Origin of the sequence: Bradyrhizobium sp. SEMIA (assembly GCF_014844175.1) — a bacterium.
GTDB classification, from domain to species: domain Bacteria; phylum Pseudomonadota; class Alphaproteobacteria; order Rhizobiales; family Xanthobacteraceae; genus Bradyrhizobium; species Bradyrhizobium arachidis.
In genome coordinates this window covers 3,738,904-3,754,140 of sequence record NZ_CP046601.1, presented here as the reverse complement: position 1 = coordinate 3,754,140, position 15,237 = coordinate 3,738,904, and the positions used below count along the sequence as shown (strand labels likewise).

The window sequence follows — 15,237 nt, the reverse complement described above, 5'->3', positions numbered from 1 at the left end:
CGTGCTGAGCACGACTGACGATCTTCGTATCCGCGAACTGAAAGAGCTGAGCACGCCGGAAGAGGTGATGCGGGAAGTCCCGCGCACGCTCACCGCAACGCGTGTGGTGATGGCGGCGCGCAACGCCATCCATGCCATCCTCACCGGCCAGGACGACCGCCTGCTGGTCGTGGTCGGCCCCTGCTCCGTCCACGATCCCAAGGCCGCGCTCGAATATGCCGAGCGGCTTGCAGCCTTGCGCGAGGATCTCGCCGACCAGCTCGAGATCGTGATGCGGGTCTATTTCGAGAAGCCGCGCACCACCGTCGGCTGGAAGGGCCTGATCAACGACCCTGACCTCGACGGCAGCTTCGACATCAACAAGGGCCTGCGGCTGGCGCGCAACGTGCTGTCGGCGGTCAACAATCTCGGCCTGCCCGCCGGCGCCGAATTCCTCGACATGACGACGCCGCAATACATCGCGGACCTCGTGTCCTGGGCCGCGATCGGCGCACGCACCACCGAGAGCCAGATCCACCGCGAGCTGGCCTCGGGGCTGTCCTGCCCGGTCGGCTTCAAGAACGGCACCGACGGCAATGTGCGCATCGCGGCGGACGCCGTGAAGTCGGCCTCGCATCCGCATCATTTCATGGCGGTGACGAAGCTCGGCCGCTCGGCGATCGCCTCGACCGCAGGCAACGAGGACTGCCACATCATCCTGCGCGGCGGAGCTAAGCCGAACTATGACGCCGCAAGCGTCGCGGCCGCCTGCAACGAACTGGCGAAATCCGGCGTCGCGCCGCTGGTAATGGTGGATGCGAGCCACGCCAATTCGAGCAAGAAGCCGGAGAACCAGCCGCTGGTGATGGCCGACATTGCCGGCCAGATTTCCGGCGGCGAAAACCGTATCATGGGCGTGATGATCGAGAGCAATCTCGTCGCCGGCCGTCAGGACGTGGTGCCGGGCAAGCCGCTCACCTACGGCCAGAGCATCACCGATGGCTGCATCGACTGGGAGACCACGGCAACCGTGCTCGAGCAGCTCGCCGACGCGGTCGAGATCCGCCGCAACACCCAGCGCGCGGGCCTGCACGAACGGACGGCGTAAGGGCCAAAGCAAATGCGGGCGGGGCGAGCTGTCGCGCCCCGCCTGCAACGGCTCAGCAGCCGCGGCAGATGCTCTTGATCTTCTTGTCGAGCGCTGCGTCTTCCTTGTTCACGGGATTGTTCGGATCGCTCAGATTCTTCTCGCTCGGCACGTCGCTCGCGCGCGGCTGCCTGTGACCGACCGGCGCGGGCAGTACGCCGGATCCTGCCGATTGTCCCGACGTCCCGGTACCCTTGCTCCCGGTCTGCGCAAAGCCTGCGCTGCCGAACGCCACCAGGAGCGACATTGCCACGACGATCTTTCTCATTTCCGCCTCCAATCCTAAAGTCCCGCGCGGCTCGCATCTCACCTGCTCAGGTTTCGGGCGGATAGAGATGAACGTCGCCACAATAGTCCACGATACGATAGCGCGTTTCGGCTCCCGCATCACCCGCGTCGGGTGCGGTATTTTGTGCCGCCAACACGTAATTCGGTCCGACCGGAGACTTACCCGCGCCGCCGGGAATATCGATGACATAGTCGGGCTGACACAGTCCCGACACCCGTCCGCGCAACTGCCGCATCAAAGCCTGCCCCTCTGCCAGCGTCGTTCGCAAATGCACGGTGCCCGGCGCGAGATCGCCGTGATGCAGGTAGTAGGGCTTGATCCGGCATTCGACGAAAGCTCGCATCAAATCCGACAAAGCGGCCACGTTGTCGTTGACGCCGCGCAAGAGCACGGACTGGCTGACCATGGGAATGCCGGCGTCGACGAGCCGCGCGCAGGCGGCACGGGCGTCTTCCGTGAGCTCGCGCGCATGATTGGCATGGAGCGCGACCCAGGTGATCGCCCCCGGAACCTTCAGCGCTGCGACCATCTCCTCGCTGATGCGTGCGGGATCAGCCACCGGCACGCGGGTGTGGAGGCGGATGATCTTGACGTGATCGATGGCGGCAAGATCCGCCATGATCTCACTCATCCGGCGCGGCGACAGCATCAAGGGGTCGCCGCCGGTCAGGATCACTTCCCAGATATCGTTATGCGCGCGGATGTAATCGATTGCCGCGCGATAGGCGCTGTCCGACAGCGCGTTCTCCTTGCCGGGCCCGACCATCTCGCGGCGGAAACAGAAGCGACAATAGACCGCGCAGACATGGACGAGCTTGAACAGCACGCGATCGGGATAGCGATGCACGATGCCGGGAACCGGCGAGTGCGGGTGATCGCCGATCGGATCGGCGTTCTCGCCCGGCTGCACTTCGAGCTCTGCGGCGGTCGGCACGAACTGCCGCGCAATGGGATCGTCGGGATCGGCCGGGTCGATCAACTCGACCAACGCCGGCGTGATTGCGACCGCATAGCGCGCGGCAACGCGCTCGAGCGCTGGCAGCGCGGCTGCGGGCGCGAGGCCCTCGGCCACGAGCTCGGCCGGCTCGCGCAAGGTACGTGCAAGACTGGTCTTCGTCATCTCTCGCTTAACGCTTCTTCTGCAGGCGGCGTCCACACCACCTGATCAATCCGTGTTGCGCCGCTCGCCAGCATCACCAGCCGGTCGAAGCCGAGCGCGACGCCGCTCGCCTCCGGCATTGCGGCAACCGCAGCCAGAAAATCCTCATCCAGCGGATAGGCCTCGCCGTAGCGGCGCTGCTTCTCCGCCATCGATTCCGTGAAGCGCTTGCGCTGCTCCTCGGCATCGGTCAGCTCGCCAAAACCGTTGGCGAGCTCGACGCCACAGGCATAGACCTCGAACCGCTCCGCGACCCTCGGATCTTCCGCTTTCACCCGCGCCAGCGCCGCTTCTGGAGATGGGTATTCGAACAGGATGGTCAAACGCCCCTGCCCCAGATGCGGCTCGACGTGCTCGACCAGGACCTTGCTGAAGATGTCCGACCAGGTGTCGTCCTCGGCTATGCGGACCTTGCCGGCCGCCGCCTGGGCGAGCGTGGCACGGTTACCCTCTGCGCCCGAGATTGTCGACAGCAGGTCGATGCCGGCGAAACGCTCGAAAGCGGCCGCAACCGTCAGCAACTCAGGCTCGGAAAACGGATCGGCGGTCCGCCCCCGGAACGAGAAGGTCCCGATCCCGGTGGCCTGGGCCGCGCGGTCGATAACGACAACGGTGTCGGCCATGATGGCGTCATAGGGGGCACTGGCCCGGTACCATTCCAGCATGGTGAATTCGGGCAAATGGAGGTCGCCGCGCTCCCGGTCGCGGAATACCCGGGCGAGCTCGAAGATTCGGGGCTCCCCGGCCGCCAGGAGCTTCTTGCAGGCAAATTCCGGCGAGGTCCGCAAATACCGGCTGGCCCGGCTGCCGTCGGGGCGCATGATCTCGGTCCGGGGGGCATGCAGATGGGTCTCATTGCCCGGCGAGACCTGGAGGACGGAGGTTTCGACCTCGACGAAGCCCTGCTCGGCGAAAAAGCCCCGTATTGCTCCGGTAATGGCGCCCCGTGCCTGGAGGAAGGGCCGTCGGTCGAGGTGCCGCTCGGGCGACCAAAACGGCGAGATCGGCTTGTCCCCAGCCATCAGCCGGCCACCTTGGCCGCCAGCAAAAGGCTGGCATCGAACGGCAAAATCAGTATGTTGCGGCCCGAAACGGGCGCCGAGGTCCGATTTGAGGCCCCAAGTCCCCCATCGATTTGACCACGTCCTGGCCGATGCCGGGCCAAGCAAGCAGGAAATACAGCTTTGAGAGTCATCGCCAGTTCTATTCGCAAGGGCAACGTGATCGAGCAAGACGGCAAGCTTTATGTCGTCGTCAGCGCCGAGAACATCCATCCCGGCAAGGGCACCCCGGTCAGCCAGATCGAAATGCGCCGAATCTCGGACGGGGTAAAGATCTCCGAACGGTACAAGACCACCGACCAGGTCGAAAAGGCCACCATCGAAGAGCGCAACTACACGTTCCTCTATGAAGATGGCGACGGCTTCCACTTCATGAACCCCGAGACCTACGATCAGGTCCAGGTTTCCAAGGACGTCGTCGGCGACGCGGCCGCGTATCTTCAGCCGGATATGACCGTCAAGCTGTCGACCCACGACGTCAACGTGGTCTCGCTCGCGCTGCCGCAGCGCGTGACGCTGGAAGTGGTCGAGACCGAGCCCGTGACCAAGGGCCAGACCGCTTCGTCCTCCTACAAGCCCGCGGTGCTGTCCAACGGCGTCCGCACCACCGTGCCGCCGCACATCTCGGTCGGCACCCGCATCGTGGTGATGACCGAAGACGGCTCCTACTCCGAGCGCGCCAAGGACTAAGCGACGGGCCGGGGATCGGAATGGGTACCGCCGGGGGGCGAGGCAGTGGGTAGGAAGAGCTTCCGCTTCGTCTCGCTTCTTCTGGCGCCGCTTTCGCTCCCCATCGCCTCTCCGCTGGCGGCGGACGAATTCCGGAGCCCCTCGCTCACGGCCCTGCGCGTCGACTGGCGCGCAGCGCTCGACCAGCTCCGCACCGAGATCAACAGTCGCCCCCAGATCGCGGGCGACTTCATCTTCGCACCTCGCCGCTCGGTGCCGCGCTATGACCCGCGCGCGATGCCGGCGCTGGTGCAGCTCAACGCGGTCTCCTCGCAGTTCTTCACCGGCATCGCCCGCAGCTCCGTGCCAGTGCTGCTGCCGTTCGATACAGCGGCTTATCTCGAGACGCAGCGGAGCGGCGCGCCTGCGAGCCTGTCGCTGTCGCGCTTCCAGGCCGATTTCAATTCCGTCGACCTGTTCGATGCCGGCCCCGCCGGTTACAGCGCGACGTTCTCGCTTGAGCCCGGCGCCGGCGACGGCATGCCCAGCCGCGTGTTTGCAAGGCCCGTCGAGGTACAGATCACGGGCTCGGCCCTAATCTACGACATCGCCGATCCCTCAGGCGGCAAGGGCGAGCCGGTCAAGCCGCTCGCAGCAACCTATCCGGACCTGCGCAGGTTCATCCGGGAAGGTTACGTGCGTTACGCCTTCACGCGCTTCGGCGTCGCCTATGTGGTGTCGATCCAGTGCCTGGACAGCGTCGCCAAGCCGCGGCGGCTGGCCTGCAAGGAAGCCTATCCGGTCGCCGAGCGTTTCCTGAAGGCGCTGCGGATCGCCGGCGGCCAGCGCATGCGGCCGCTGACGGACATGGCCTCAGGCATCATTGATCGTCCCTCGGAGCGTTCGGCGGACTTCAGCTATCGGCCGAGCGGCGACATCATCCCGAACACAGGCTATCGCAACAGGGGTGGCCATCCCGACGTGATGGCCTATGCCCAGATCCGTTTTCCGCTGGAGAAGGCGCCCGCCTTCGTGCGCTCGCAATCCTACGCCAAGCGCGACAGGAACGAAGGTCCGATCGGTTATCCCTGGCGTGACAATTTCTGCGAGTCCCGCAGTTTCGAGGTCTGGCAATGCGCCGGCGGTTACGGCCACCAGGGCGAGGACATCCGCGCGGCCGACTGCCCGCCTCCCGGCGAAGGCCGCGCGCCCTGCGATCCCAAACAGCGCGGCGTCGTCGCGGTGCGCGACGCCATCGTGATCCGCGGCGCCAAGGATCAGGCGGTAACGCTCGAGGTCAACAGCCGCACTGAGCACATCCGCTTCCGCTACATGCACATGAACCCGCAGGTGCTGACCGCCGACGGCGTTCTCAATGGCCGCACGGTCACGGAAGGCGAGAAGATCGGTGTGGTCTCGAACTATCTCGACCATCCCGCCGGCACCTCGATGCATTTGCATTTCGACGTGCAGCTATTCACCCGCGATGGCTGGATCTGGGTCAGCCCCTACGTCACGCTGGTCTCAGCGTATGAACGCCTGATCCACGCCCGCGGCCGCGAGGTCGGCCCGGAGATCGCGGGTACGCCGCAGCCCGTGGCCCATGCGCTGCCGGAGGACGTGGTCAAGCCTGATTTGCGCGAGGGCTCGAGCGGCGAGGAGAATTGAGCGGCCGAGCCCTTACCAATCACTCCAGATACGTCGTCAGCTGCGCGCCCTCGTCCGCGACGAACACCGCGATCAACTCCGCCGGCTCCGTTGCGCTGGCATTGGCCGAGACCAGGTGCGTGGAGCCCGGCGGCTCGAAGAAGGACTGGCCGACGCCGAACGTCTCGACCGGGCCGCCGCCGAGCTGGGAGCGGATCTCTCCCTTGGTGATGTAGGCCGTGACGGACCCCGCGTGGCGATGCGGCCGCGAGAACCCGCCGGGGCCGTAGAACACGCGCACGATCGTCACACGCTTGCCCGGCACGTTGGGCAGCGCGTAGGAGCCGATCGGCTCGACCTTGTCGAGCGGCGAGCTCCCCGCGGCGGTGGCGCAGAGCGGCGCCAGGGCGCTGGAAACGGTGTCCATCGTCACCGGCAGCGCCTTGCCGATCGCAAGCGCGCAGGCAAGTCCGCCGACGACGGCCAGCGCCGTCGCGCGCGATGGCACCGGGCGCAGCGTGGTGGCCAAATCCATTGCTGACATGACAGTCTCTCCTCGTTGCGTTCAGGATGCCGCGGCATGCGCCGCGACCGGCCGCTTCGCCGGCGTCCAGCGAAATGCCGCGCCAAAACGGTTCCAGACGTTGATCGAGGCGACCGCCGAGGTGAGATACGTCAACTCCGTCTCGGAGAACTCGCGGCTCGCCTCCGCGTAGACGTCTTCGCCGACGCCGTCCGGCAGCAGGGTCAGCGCCTCAGCCCAGGCGAGCGCCGCCCGCTCACGCGCGGAAAAGATAGGTGCCTCGCGCCAGACCGCGACCAGATGGAGCTTGTCGGCGGGCACGCCGATCCGCTCCGACAACAAGACATGATGCTGCACGCAGAAGGCACAGCCATTGATCTGTGAGGCGCGCAGCTTGACCAGCTCGAGCAGCTGTTTGTCGAGGCCAGCCTTGGCCGCCACCTGGCCCAGTGCGAGCACCAGATCATACGCATCGGGCGCGATCCGCTTGAAATCCTCGTATTCACTGCGGGCGTGAGACATTGCCGTTCACCTCGTGTTATTGTAATAGCACTTACATCTTATAAGAGCTCTTACATGTCACGCAAGTCTGCCGGCATCACAAGATCGAAAACCGCGCGCAAGACGCCCATGTCTGCCGACGAAGGCACCGTTCGCGTGCCCGCTCCCGGCGAGGGCAAGCGCGGCGAGCAAGGCTATCTCGGTTATCTCCTGCGCCAGGCTCACGCCGCGGTCCGCCTGACGATGGAGCGGACGCTGGCGGACCTCGGCGTGACATCGCCCCAATTTGCGGTGCTGACGATGCTCAACGCGTACCCGGGCCTGTCGGGGGCAGACGTCGCCCGCCTCACCTTCCTGACCCCGCAGACGGTCGGCGTGATCATTCGCAACCTGGAACGCGACGGCGCCATTGAGATGACGCCGCATCCCGTCCACGGCCGTATCCAGCAGTGGATGCTGACGTCGCGCGGCGCGACGCTGCTGAAGGCGTGTCGGGAACGCGTGATCGCGCTGGAGAAGCGCCTTGCCGGCGGCCTCGATGCCAAGACCGAGGCAAGCATTCGCCGGTGGCTCGCAGGGATCGCAGCGGATTTGCAGGAGGGCTAGCTGCGCAATGCTCGCAGCATCACGGGGCGAGACCTAGTCGCCGCCTCCTCCATCGCCACCGCCGCCGTCACATCCGCCGGCATCCGAAAAATCGCCGCCGATGCCGCCATCACCCTGAATGCCGCGGCCAAAGTTCTCGGCAATGATCATCAGGACCACGACCAGCAGCCCGGCGCCGAATGGCCAGGGGGTGGCGTAGATGATGCTGAACAGCTCCCGCATGCGGGTATCTTGCACAGACGGAAACGAACCGACCGTAAAGCGACAGTCCAAAAGTTGGGGGTATCCTGACCGCGCAAGGACGGCCTAGTCGCCCTTCAACACTTTCTTAACCTCGCCGTCGGGCCAGGTCTCGTGCGCCGCGATCACCCGCACGCGGCTTTGGTCGGCGCCATTCACCAGCACATGCGAACTCACCCGGTCGCGGCATCGCTCCAGGTGCAAATCCGTCTCGGGCTTCCAGCTCAGCGTCGTCGCGAGATCGCCGGGGAAAATCTGCCACTGCGATCCGTCATCCAGTTCGACGACATGGCTTTCCGCATGCGCGCGTATCTTCATTCCACCCCGAATGCTCGATGAACAGATTGTGGCCCCGGCGTTGCGCCGGGGCCTTGCGCCGTCAGTCGTTGTCGTGATGAATCACGGTCTTGCTGCGATTGCCGAATTCATCTTCCTTCTTGATCACAGTGGTGCGATCGGCGGGCGCACGCTCCTTGATGACGGTTGTACGGTCGCGATCACGGTCGCGGTATTCATGGGACTGGCCCACCGTCACACCGGCGCCAACCGGACCGACGTGAACGCCGACTTCATCGGCGAATGCGGGGGCCGCGATCGCAGTGACCATGGCGGCAGCAAACAGATACTTCCTCATCTTCTCCTCCTCATTATCGTGCGGAGGGAATGCGGTAGTGCGACAGTTTGTTCCGGGCCAATGGGCTGTTCCCGGCGTTCCAGGAACCGACTCACCTGCGCGATTTTCCGGCTAGAATGGCACCATGAAACAAGCTGATTCCTCGTCCCTTCGTAGCCGCCGCACCCTGCTGAAATCCGCGCTCGGAGCAGCCGCTCTGCTCGCCTCGCCCGCGGATGTGCTTGCGGCACCTCCGGGCTTCGACGAGTGGCGCGAGAGCTTTCGCGCTCGCGCCATGGCCAAGGGCATTTCGGCCACGACATGGCAGCGCGCGATGGGACGCGTCGAGCCTGACATGAGCGTGTTCAAGCAGATGCGCAACCAGCCTGAATTTCACGAGCAGGTCTGGCAATACATCAACCGCCGCGTCTCGGACTGGCGCATCATCAACGGCAAGATCGCGCTGAAGAACAACGAGGCGCTGCTCGCGCGGATCGAGCGCGATTTCGGCGTCGAGCGCGGCACGCTGCTGGCGCTGTGGGGCGTCGAGTCCGCCTATGGCGATCCGCTGGTGCAGCAGAACCACATGACGCCGGTGTTTCCCTCCCTCGCCGCGCTCGCCTGGAACGAGCCACGCCGCAAGGCCTATTGGGAGACCGAGCTGATCAACGCCCTGCGCATCGTCGACAAGGGCTGGAGCACGCCCGAGGAGATGAAGGGCTCATGGGCCGGCGCGATGGGACATTCGCAATGGATGCCGGAGGTCTGGCTCAATGTCGGCATCGACTATGACGGCGACGGCAAGGTCTCGCCGTTCGGCAAGCCCGACGACGCGCTGGGCTCGACCGCAAAATATCTGGTCAATCGCGGCAAATGGCATCGCGGCGAGCACTGGGGCTACGAGGTGCGCGCGTCCGGCGAGGCAAGCGGCAGCCGCACCTACGCGGCGTGGCAGTCGGCCGGCGTCACCCGCGCCGACGGACAGCCGTTCCCGCAGCCGAACGCCTCCGCACAGATGTGGACGCCGGTCGCGGGTGGGCCAACGTTCCTGCTCGGACCGAACTTCTATTCGGTGAAGAGCTACAATCCCTCGATGAACTACGCGCTGGCGATCTGCCATCTCGGCGACCGCTGTCTCGGCGCGCCGCCCTTCACCCAGCCCTTCCCCGGCTCCGAACGCGCGCTGACGCTCGCCGAGGTGCAGGAGATGCAGACGCGGCTGACAAAGGCCGGGTTCGACACCGGCGGCACCGACGGCCGCGTCGGCAACGACACCATGAAGGCGATCAAGGATTTTCAGCAGCGCGCAGGGATCACGCCGGCAGATGGCTATGGCGGGCTGAAGGTGCTGGCGAAGCTGCGGCAGGGGTCGTAGGCGACCTCAGTGCCGGTACTGCGGCTCTTCCGCATCGAGCTGCCGCCGGATCGCGGCGAGGTGCAGCCGCGCGGATTCGGAATCGCCCTCGCGCATCTGCCTGTAGGTCTCGGCCGCAATCGCGGGATCGACCGGCAGCACCTTGCGTCCGGTCGACATCGCGAGCACCTGCACTTCGGCAGCGCGCTCGAGATAATAGAGATCGTCCCAGGCTTCCGCGATGGTCGGCGCCAACACCATCACGCCGTGATGCTTCATGAAGACGATGTCAGCATCGCCAACTGCGGACGCGATGCGCGCGCCCTCGCGGTTATCGAGGGCAAGGCCGTTATAGTCGCGGTCGACCGCGGTGCGGCCGTAGAATTTCAGCGCGGTCTGGCCGGCCCAGATCAGCGGATCGCCCTCGGTCATCGAGAGCGCGGTGGCGTAGGGCATGTGGGTGTGGAAGGCGACCTTGGCGCGCGGTAGGCGCTTGTGCATCTCGGCGTGGATGTAGAAGGCGGTCGCCTCGGGAACGCCTTCACCGTCGAGCACGTTGCCGTGGAAGTCGCAGATCAGCAGCTTCGAGGCGCTCAGCTCGCGGAACGCGTAGCCATAGGGGTTGACGAGGAAGAGATCGTCATGGCCCGGCACGACGGCCGAGAAGTGGTTGCAGATGCCCTCCTCAAAGCCGTTTCGGGCGGCCATGCGGAAACAGGCGGCGAGATCCTCGCGCGCGGTGCGGATCGCATCGGTGGCAAGGTCCGGCCGGTTCGAGCGGACGGGCTCGGGCGCGGAAGACGGCGAATGAAGGCTGTGCGCCATGGCGAAGGACACCTCTGTCGGTCGGAAGCTGTCAGCGTTCTACAGGGCCGCGCCTGCACGTCAGCCCCCGCGACCGCCACCCTGCCCTGCGCGTCTCACGCTCGACGCGGCACTCCGCCGGCATTCATGCCGCCGTCGATGACGAGCTCGCTGCCGGTGACGTAGCGCGAGGCATCGGAAGCCAGATACAACACGCCGGAGGCGATCTCCGCGGCCTGGCCGGCGCGCCCGAGCGGAGTTGCGACCTTGGCACGCTCCTCCGGATCGATCGGCGCATTCTGGCCGGCGCCGGCCGCACCGGTCGGAATCTTGCCCCAGATCGGCGTGTCGATGATGCCGGGATGCACGGAGTTGACGCGGATGCCGTCACCTGCTGCCGCGCACTCCATCGCGATCGACTTGGCGAACAGCCGCACGCCGCCCTTGGTCAGCGAATAGGCCGAGAGCCCCGGCGCACCGCGCAGGCCCGCGAGCGAGGACATCATGACGATCGAGCCGCCGCCGGTCTTGCGCATCAGCGGCAGGCAGTGCTTGACCGAGAGGAACACGCCGTCGAGATTGATCGCGTTCTGCTTGCGCCAGTCGGAGAGCGTCATGTCGACGATCGAGGGCACGGCAATGCCGATGCCCGCATTGGAGACCATGATGTCGAGCCGGCCATAGCGCTTCGCGATCTCGGCGACGATCTCGATCCAGCGCTCCTCGCTGGTGACGTCCTGCTCCAGGAAGATCGCCTTGCCGCCCGCCTTGGTGACGCGCTTTTCGAGTTCGGGGCCTCGCAGCTCGTCGATATCGGTGATGACAACAGTGGCGCCCTCGCGCGCGAACAGCTCGACAATGGCCTCGCCAATACCTGACGCGCCGCCCGTCACCAGCGCGACCTTGCCCTCAACCTGCCCTGCCATGTTCACTCCCTTCTTTTTTGTCGTTGCGGCATGATCTTGCCGGAAAATCGCGCCGGGTCTTGCGTTATCTGATCACGGATGGCCCCTGGTCCGGTAGCGCGACATCGAGGACGCGGAATTGCACGCGCTCGGCGCCCTGGTAGCGGTCGACCGACAATGATCCCGCGACATGTAGTTGCTGGCCGCGATTGGCGAGTAGCGCATTGCCGAGCTTCTGGCCGACTGCGCGGAATGCGATGCCGTTGACGATCGAACCGTCGCCCGACTTAAAACGCAGCCTCAAATGCGCCTGCCCGACCTCGTCGGCAAAGACGAGCTGATGCCCCGGCAGCGCCAGCACCGGCTCCGGGTTGCCGCTGCCGAACGGCCCCGCGCGATTGAGCGTCGTCGCGAGCTCCGTCGTTACCGCACGCGCGGAGACCGCGCCGTCGATATCGAGCTCATTGACGTGGCGCGCCTCGGCGACGTCCTGCGCCAGCGCGGTCTCGAGATAGGCACGGAATTCGGCGAGCTTCTCTTTCCGCAGCGTGACGCCGGCGGCCATCGCGTGGCCGCCGCCCTTCAGCAAGATGCCGTCGGCCACAGCCTGCCGCACCGCCTTGCCGAGATCGACGCCGGCGATCGAGCGGCCCGAGCCGGTGCCGATGCCGCCGGGCTCGAGCGCGATGGCGAAAGCGGGCCGCGAAAACTTCTCCTTCAGGCGCGAGGCGACGAGGCCGACCACGCCGGGATGCCACCCTTCAGACGCCGTGACGATGACGCCGAGCTTATCCTCCAGCCCGATCGAGGCCAGCGCCTCGGCTTCCGCCTGCGCTTCCGCGGCCTGCTCGATGATGCGGCGCTCGCTGTTGAGGCGATCGAGCTCGGCGGCGATCCGCGCGGCCTCGACGCTGTCGCCTTCCAGCAAAAGCCGCACGCCGAGATCGGCGCGGCCGATGCGGCCGCCAGCATTGACGCGCGGACCCAGCATGAAGCCGAGATGCCAGGCCTCCGGCGGGCCGTTGAGCCGCGCCACGTCCATCAGTGCGGTATGGCCGACATGGTCGCGCCGCCTCATCGCGATCAGGCCCTTGGCGACGAAGGCGCGATTGAGGCCGATCAGCGGCGCGACATCGGCGACCGTGCCGAGCGCGACGTGATGCAGCATGCCCAGTAGATCGGGCTCGGGCATCTCGGAATTCCAGAAGCCGCGCTGGCGCAGCTCGCGATTGACCGCGACCAGCGTCACCAGCACGAGGCCGACGGCGGCGAGATGGCCGAGACCCGAGAGATCATCGAGCCGGTTCGGATTGACCAGCGCATCGACCTCCGGCAGCTCGTCACCGGCCTGGTGATGGTCGATCACGACCACGGACATGCCGAGGCGTTTTGCTTCGGCCAGCGGCTCGATGCTGGTGGTGCCGCAATCGACGGTGACGAGCAGCGTGGCGCCCTTGGCCGCCAGTCCGCGAACCGCTTCGGTGTTGGGGCCGTAGCCCTCGAAAATGCGGTCAGGGATATGGATCAGCGGATCGAGCCCGCAATGGCGCAGGTGCCAGGCCAGCAGCGCCGCCGAGGTGGCGCCATCGACGTCGTAGTCGCCGAAGATCGCGACCTTCTCGCCCCTCGCCGCCGCGTCCGCGATCCGCTTCGCCGCGGCCTCCATCTCAGTCACGGTGAACGGATCCGGCATCAGCTTCCGGATGGTCGGATCGAGAAAGTCGGCGACCGCGTCGATGTCCACCCCGCGGCCCGCCAGCACCCGCGCCAGCAGTTCCGGCAATTGGTGCCGCTGCACGATGGCGAGCGCCTTGGCCGCCCCGCGCGCGTCCAGCCGGTCGCGCCAGAGCTTGTCGGTGAGCGAGCGCGCGACGCCCAGGAACGCCTGGGGCATCTCGGTCGGCAAGGTGGTGGCGGGCGGTGTCATGGATCGAAACTGGCTTGAGGAAGGCGAACCCGATACAGGCGATGCGGCGATCGGCCGACAATGACGATTGACCGGGAATCCCCTGGTGTTTGCAATGTCCCCGCCGCACAAAGCGGTGGATTGCCGCTTTGCTGCGCGGACTGACTATCATTTGGGCAATCCGCAAAACAGCAAATTAAGCAGGCGTTAGGCGGAATCCTCGAAAAAGAATCGTATTCGATCTGTGAGTTGTTGTTCCGGGTTCATTGCAGATCAGGCCTCATTGCCAAGGGAAGCTCCCCGATGTCTGCTGCGCTGGGTCTCAAAGCCAAGCCCGTTTCCAACGAACCCGCCGACGACGATTCCGACATTTCCGCGCTGATCAACCGCCTCACCGCGGAGGTCAACCAGATCGCGGTCGACAAGACCAAGGCGATCCAGCAGATCACCAACCAGATGAAGATGCTGGCGCTGAACGCGCTGATCGAGAGCTCGCGCGCCGGCGCGCAAGGCGCCGGCTTTGCCGTGGTGGCGCAGGAGGTGCGCGGCGTCGGCCAGCAGGTCGAGACCATCGCACGCGAGCTCGAGACCCAGTTGACGAAACGCACCGGCGATCTCGTCGCCTCGATCGACCGCATGAGCCAGCGCTCGCGCGGCGAGCGCATGGTCGATCTGTCGCTCAACGCGGTCGAGCTGATCGACCGCAACCTCTATGAGCGCACCTGCGACGTGCGCTGGTGGGCGACCGATTCCGCCGTGGTCGATTGCGCGGCCTCCCCTGCTCCGGCCGCGGTCACCTACGCCTCGCAGCGGCTCGGCGTCATCCTCGGCGCCTACACCGTCTATCTCGACCTCTGGCTTTGCGACCTCGACGGCAACGTCATCGCCAACGGCCGCACCGACCGCTTTCGTGTCGTCGGCCAGAACGTCGCCCACACCAAGTGGTTTCGCGAAGCGCGCACCCTTCGCTCCGGCGACGATTATGTCGCCGGCGATGTCGAGAACCAGCCGCTGCTCGGCAACGCGCAGGTCGCGACCTACTGCGCCAGCGTCCGTGCCGGCGGAGAGGCCCACGGCGCGCCGATCGGCGTGCTCGCCATCCATTTCGACTGGGAGCCGCAGGCCCGTGCGATCGTGCAAGGGGTCCGCGTCGGCGACAGCGACAAGGCCCGCGTGCTGCTGGTCGACTCCAATTTCCGCGTGATCGCCGCCTCCGACGGCCAGGGCATCCTCAGCGAGCGCATCTCGCTCTCGCTGAACGGCCAGCGCTCCGGCTTTTACCACGACCGGACCGGCACGATGATCGCCTTCCACGCGACGCCGGGCTATGAGACCTATCGCGGGCTCGGCTGGTATGGCGTGATCGTCTGCGGGGTGTGAGCCTGTTCAACCCAGATCGTGAAAACAACCCCATGCACAGTAGCGGAAGGGTCGTTTTCATGACGATTTTTCATTTGCCATTTGAGAGGTCGGGCAAGGCCGTTTGACAGGTCGGGCAAAACACCGGCATGATGCGATGATGGCGCCGTTGGCAGCCGGGGCTGTTCGCGTCTGATGACCAAGCCACCCCTTCTCGACCCTGTCGCCCGCGCCACCTCCGAGAGCAAGGGAACGCACCTCGTGACGGCGTTGCCGATCTGGTGCCCGAACTCGGCATCTCGAACATTCACGTCAGCCTGTCGTTCTGGCAGGACCTGCTCGGGTTCGAGATCGCCGATGATCGGTCGGCAACGACGAAATCGGGCAGCGCGAATTCCTGGTCCAGGATCCCGATGGCTATTTGATCCGCCTCGTCGAACGCTTAGGCACGCGCGCGCCGAAGTAGCCGCGGCAG

Annotated in this window: 18 protein-coding genes; 7 read left to right on the top strand and 11 right to left on the bottom strand. The window is 65.8% G+C overall.

What is annotated here, in order from left to right; translation table 11 throughout:
* The first annotated feature begins 1 nt into the window (after position 1).
* A complete protein-coding gene (locus tag FOM02_RS18345) occupies positions 2–1,087 on the top strand; it encodes a 3-deoxy-7-phosphoheptulonate synthase (protein ID WP_092216284.1) in 1,086 nt (361 codons plus the stop codon).
* A 52-nt stretch (positions 1,088–1,139) separates the two neighbouring features.
* On the opposite strand, the gene FOM02_RS18340 is transcribed toward FOM02_RS18345, so the two are convergent.
* The 3 genes from FOM02_RS18340 to epmA are packed head-to-tail and all read right to left on the bottom strand — an operon-like array spanning position 1,140 to position 3,596.
* A complete protein-coding gene (locus FOM02_RS18340) occupies positions 1,140–1,394 on the bottom strand; it encodes a hypothetical protein (protein ID WP_027557931.1) in 255 nt (84 codons plus the stop codon).
* 46 nt (positions 1,395–1,440) lie between these two features.
* Positions 1,441–2,535: a lysine-2,3-aminomutase-like protein gene (locus FOM02_RS18335; RefSeq protein ID WP_027557930.1), complete on the bottom strand. Its 1,095-nt coding sequence runs from the start codon at positions 2,533–2,535 to the stop codon at positions 1,441–1,443.
* On the bottom strand, positions 2,532–3,596 hold the full coding sequence (gene epmA / locus FOM02_RS18330) for an EF-P lysine aminoacylase EpmA (protein WP_027557929.1): 1,065 nt from the start codon (positions 3,594–3,596) through the stop codon (positions 2,532–2,534). Before epmA ends, FOM02_RS18335 begins: the two co-directional genes overlap by 4 nt.
* A gap of 162 nt (positions 3,597–3,758) precedes the next feature.
* Here epmA and efp point away from each other — a divergent pair, with 162 nt between their 5' ends.
* Together efp and FOM02_RS18320 are read left to right on the top strand one after the other, a co-directional pair.
* Positions 3,759–4,325 carry an elongation factor P gene (gene efp / locus FOM02_RS18325; RefSeq protein ID WP_027557928.1) on the top strand — a complete coding sequence of 189 codons (567 nt, stop codon included), beginning with the start codon at positions 3,759–3,761 and terminating at the stop codon, positions 4,323–4,325.
* Between the two features lie 45 nt (positions 4,326–4,370).
* Positions 4,371–5,972 (top strand): peptidase M23, encoded by a 1,602-nt coding sequence (locus FOM02_RS18320; RefSeq protein WP_027557927.1) that lies wholly within the window; start codon positions 4,371–4,373, stop codon positions 5,970–5,972.
* 19 nt (positions 5,973–5,991) lie between these two features.
* Here FOM02_RS18320 and FOM02_RS18315 read toward each other — a convergent pair whose 3' ends face one another.
* Complete coding sequence (locus FOM02_RS18315; protein WP_027557926.1) at positions 5,992–6,495, bottom strand: cupin domain-containing protein; 504 nt, start codon at positions 6,493–6,495, stop codon at positions 5,992–5,994.
* Between the two features lie 21 nt (positions 6,496–6,516).
* A complete protein-coding gene (locus FOM02_RS18310; protein WP_027557925.1) occupies positions 6,517–6,996 on the bottom strand; it encodes a carboxymuconolactone decarboxylase family protein in 480 nt (159 codons plus the stop codon).
* Positions 6,997–7,050: 54 nt separating this feature from the next.
* Here FOM02_RS18310 and FOM02_RS18305 point away from each other — a divergent pair, with 54 nt between their 5' ends.
* Positions 7,051–7,581, top strand: a complete 531-nt coding sequence (locus FOM02_RS18305; protein WP_027557924.1) for a MarR family winged helix-turn-helix transcriptional regulator — start codon at positions 7,051–7,053, stop codon at positions 7,579–7,581.
* Between the two features lie 33 nt (positions 7,582–7,614).
* On the opposite strand, the gene FOM02_RS18300 is transcribed toward FOM02_RS18305, so the two are convergent.
* The 3 genes from FOM02_RS18300 to FOM02_RS18290 form a co-directional block, all read right to left on the bottom strand.
* Complete coding sequence (locus FOM02_RS18300) at positions 7,615–7,803, bottom strand: hypothetical protein (protein ID WP_027557923.1); 189 nt, start codon at positions 7,801–7,803, stop codon at positions 7,615–7,617.
* An 84-nt stretch (positions 7,804–7,887) separates the two neighbouring features.
* Positions 7,888–8,139, bottom strand: a complete 252-nt coding sequence (locus tag FOM02_RS18295) for a hypothetical protein (RefSeq protein WP_027557922.1) — start codon at positions 8,137–8,139, stop codon at positions 7,888–7,890.
* Positions 8,140–8,200: 61 nt separating this feature from the next.
* A complete protein-coding gene (locus tag FOM02_RS18290; RefSeq protein ID WP_027557921.1) occupies positions 8,201–8,455 on the bottom strand; it encodes a hypothetical protein in 255 nt (84 codons plus the stop codon).
* A gap of 124 nt (positions 8,456–8,579) precedes the next feature.
* Between FOM02_RS18290 and FOM02_RS18285 the strand changes: the two genes are divergently transcribed.
* Complete coding sequence (locus tag FOM02_RS18285; RefSeq protein WP_027557920.1) at positions 8,580–9,809, top strand: lytic murein transglycosylase; 1,230 nt, start codon at positions 8,580–8,582, stop codon at positions 9,807–9,809.
* 6 nt (positions 9,810–9,815) lie between these two features.
* Here the strand turns inward: FOM02_RS18285 and FOM02_RS18280 are convergent, their stop codons facing one another.
* The 3 genes from FOM02_RS18280 to recJ form a co-directional block, all read right to left on the bottom strand.
* Positions 9,816–10,613, bottom strand: a complete 798-nt coding sequence (locus FOM02_RS18280) for an aldolase (RefSeq protein WP_027557919.1) — start codon at positions 10,611–10,613, stop codon at positions 9,816–9,818.
* A gap of 95 nt (positions 10,614–10,708) precedes the next feature.
* On the bottom strand, positions 10,709–11,518 hold the full coding sequence (locus tag FOM02_RS18275) for an SDR family NAD(P)-dependent oxidoreductase (protein WP_027557918.1): 810 nt from the start codon (positions 11,516–11,518) through the stop codon (positions 10,709–10,711).
* A 64-nt stretch (positions 11,519–11,582) separates the two neighbouring features.
* Positions 11,583–13,424, bottom strand: a complete 1,842-nt coding sequence (recJ, locus tag FOM02_RS18270) for a single-stranded-DNA-specific exonuclease RecJ (protein ID WP_027557917.1) — start codon at positions 13,422–13,424, stop codon at positions 11,583–11,585.
* A 282-nt stretch (positions 13,425–13,706) separates the two neighbouring features.
* Here recJ and FOM02_RS18265 point away from each other — a divergent pair, with 282 nt between their 5' ends.
* Positions 13,707–14,783 (top strand): methyl-accepting chemotaxis protein, encoded by a 1,077-nt coding sequence (locus FOM02_RS18265; protein ID WP_028146299.1) that lies wholly within the window; start codon positions 13,707–13,709, stop codon positions 14,781–14,783.
* 260 nt (positions 14,784–15,043) lie between these two features.
* Positions 15,044–15,187, top strand: coding sequence for a hypothetical protein (locus FOM02_RS18260; RefSeq protein ID WP_265441948.1), 144 nt, complete (start codon positions 15,044–15,046; stop codon positions 15,185–15,187).
* The last annotated feature ends 50 nt before the right edge of the window (positions 15,188–15,237 follow it).

Excerpts from the sequence above, each read along its gene's own strand:
- FOM02_RS18340 (WP_027557931.1), bottom strand. The coding sequence starts at position 1,394 with ATGAGAAAGATCGTCGTGGCAATGTCGCTCCTGGTGGCGTTCGGCAGC.
- FOM02_RS18335 (WP_027557930.1), bottom strand. The coding sequence starts at position 2,535 with ATGACGAAGACCAGTCTTGCACGTACCTTGCGCGAGCCGGCCGAGCTC.
- epmA (WP_027557929.1), bottom strand. The coding sequence starts at position 3,596 with ATGGCTGGGGACAAGCCGATCTCGCCGTTTTGGTCGCCCGAGCGGCAC.
- FOM02_RS18315 (WP_027557926.1), bottom strand. The coding sequence starts at position 6,495 with ATGTCAGCAATGGATTTGGCCACCACGCTGCGCCCGGTGCCATCGCGC.
- FOM02_RS18310 (WP_027557925.1), bottom strand. The coding sequence starts at position 6,996 with ATGTCTCACGCCCGCAGTGAATACGAGGATTTCAAGCGGATCGCGCCC.
- FOM02_RS18305 (WP_027557924.1), top strand. The coding sequence starts at position 7,051 with ATGTCACGCAAGTCTGCCGGCATCACAAGATCGAAAACCGCGCGCAAG.
- FOM02_RS18300 (WP_027557923.1), bottom strand. The coding sequence starts at position 7,803 with ATGCGGGAGCTGTTCAGCATCATCTACGCCACCCCCTGGCCATTCGGC.
- FOM02_RS18295 (WP_027557922.1), bottom strand. The coding sequence starts at position 8,139 with ATGAAGATACGCGCGCATGCGGAAAGCCATGTCGTCGAACTGGATGAC.
- FOM02_RS18290 (WP_027557921.1), bottom strand. The coding sequence starts at position 8,455 with ATGAGGAAGTATCTGTTTGCTGCCGCCATGGTCACTGCGATCGCGGCC.
- FOM02_RS18285 (WP_027557920.1), top strand. The coding sequence starts at position 8,580 with ATGAAACAAGCTGATTCCTCGTCCCTTCGTAGCCGCCGCACCCTGCTG.
- FOM02_RS18280 (WP_027557919.1), bottom strand. The coding sequence starts at position 10,613 with ATGGCGCACAGCCTTCATTCGCCGTCTTCCGCGCCCGAGCCCGTCCGC.
- FOM02_RS18275 (WP_027557918.1), bottom strand. The coding sequence starts at position 11,518 with ATGGCAGGGCAGGTTGAGGGCAAGGTCGCGCTGGTGACGGGCGGCGCG.
- recJ (WP_027557917.1), bottom strand. The coding sequence starts at position 13,424 with ATGACACCGCCCGCCACCACCTTGCCGACCGAGATGCCCCAGGCGTTC.
- FOM02_RS18265 (WP_028146299.1), top strand. The coding sequence starts at position 13,707 with ATGTCTGCTGCGCTGGGTCTCAAAGCCAAGCCCGTTTCCAACGAACCC.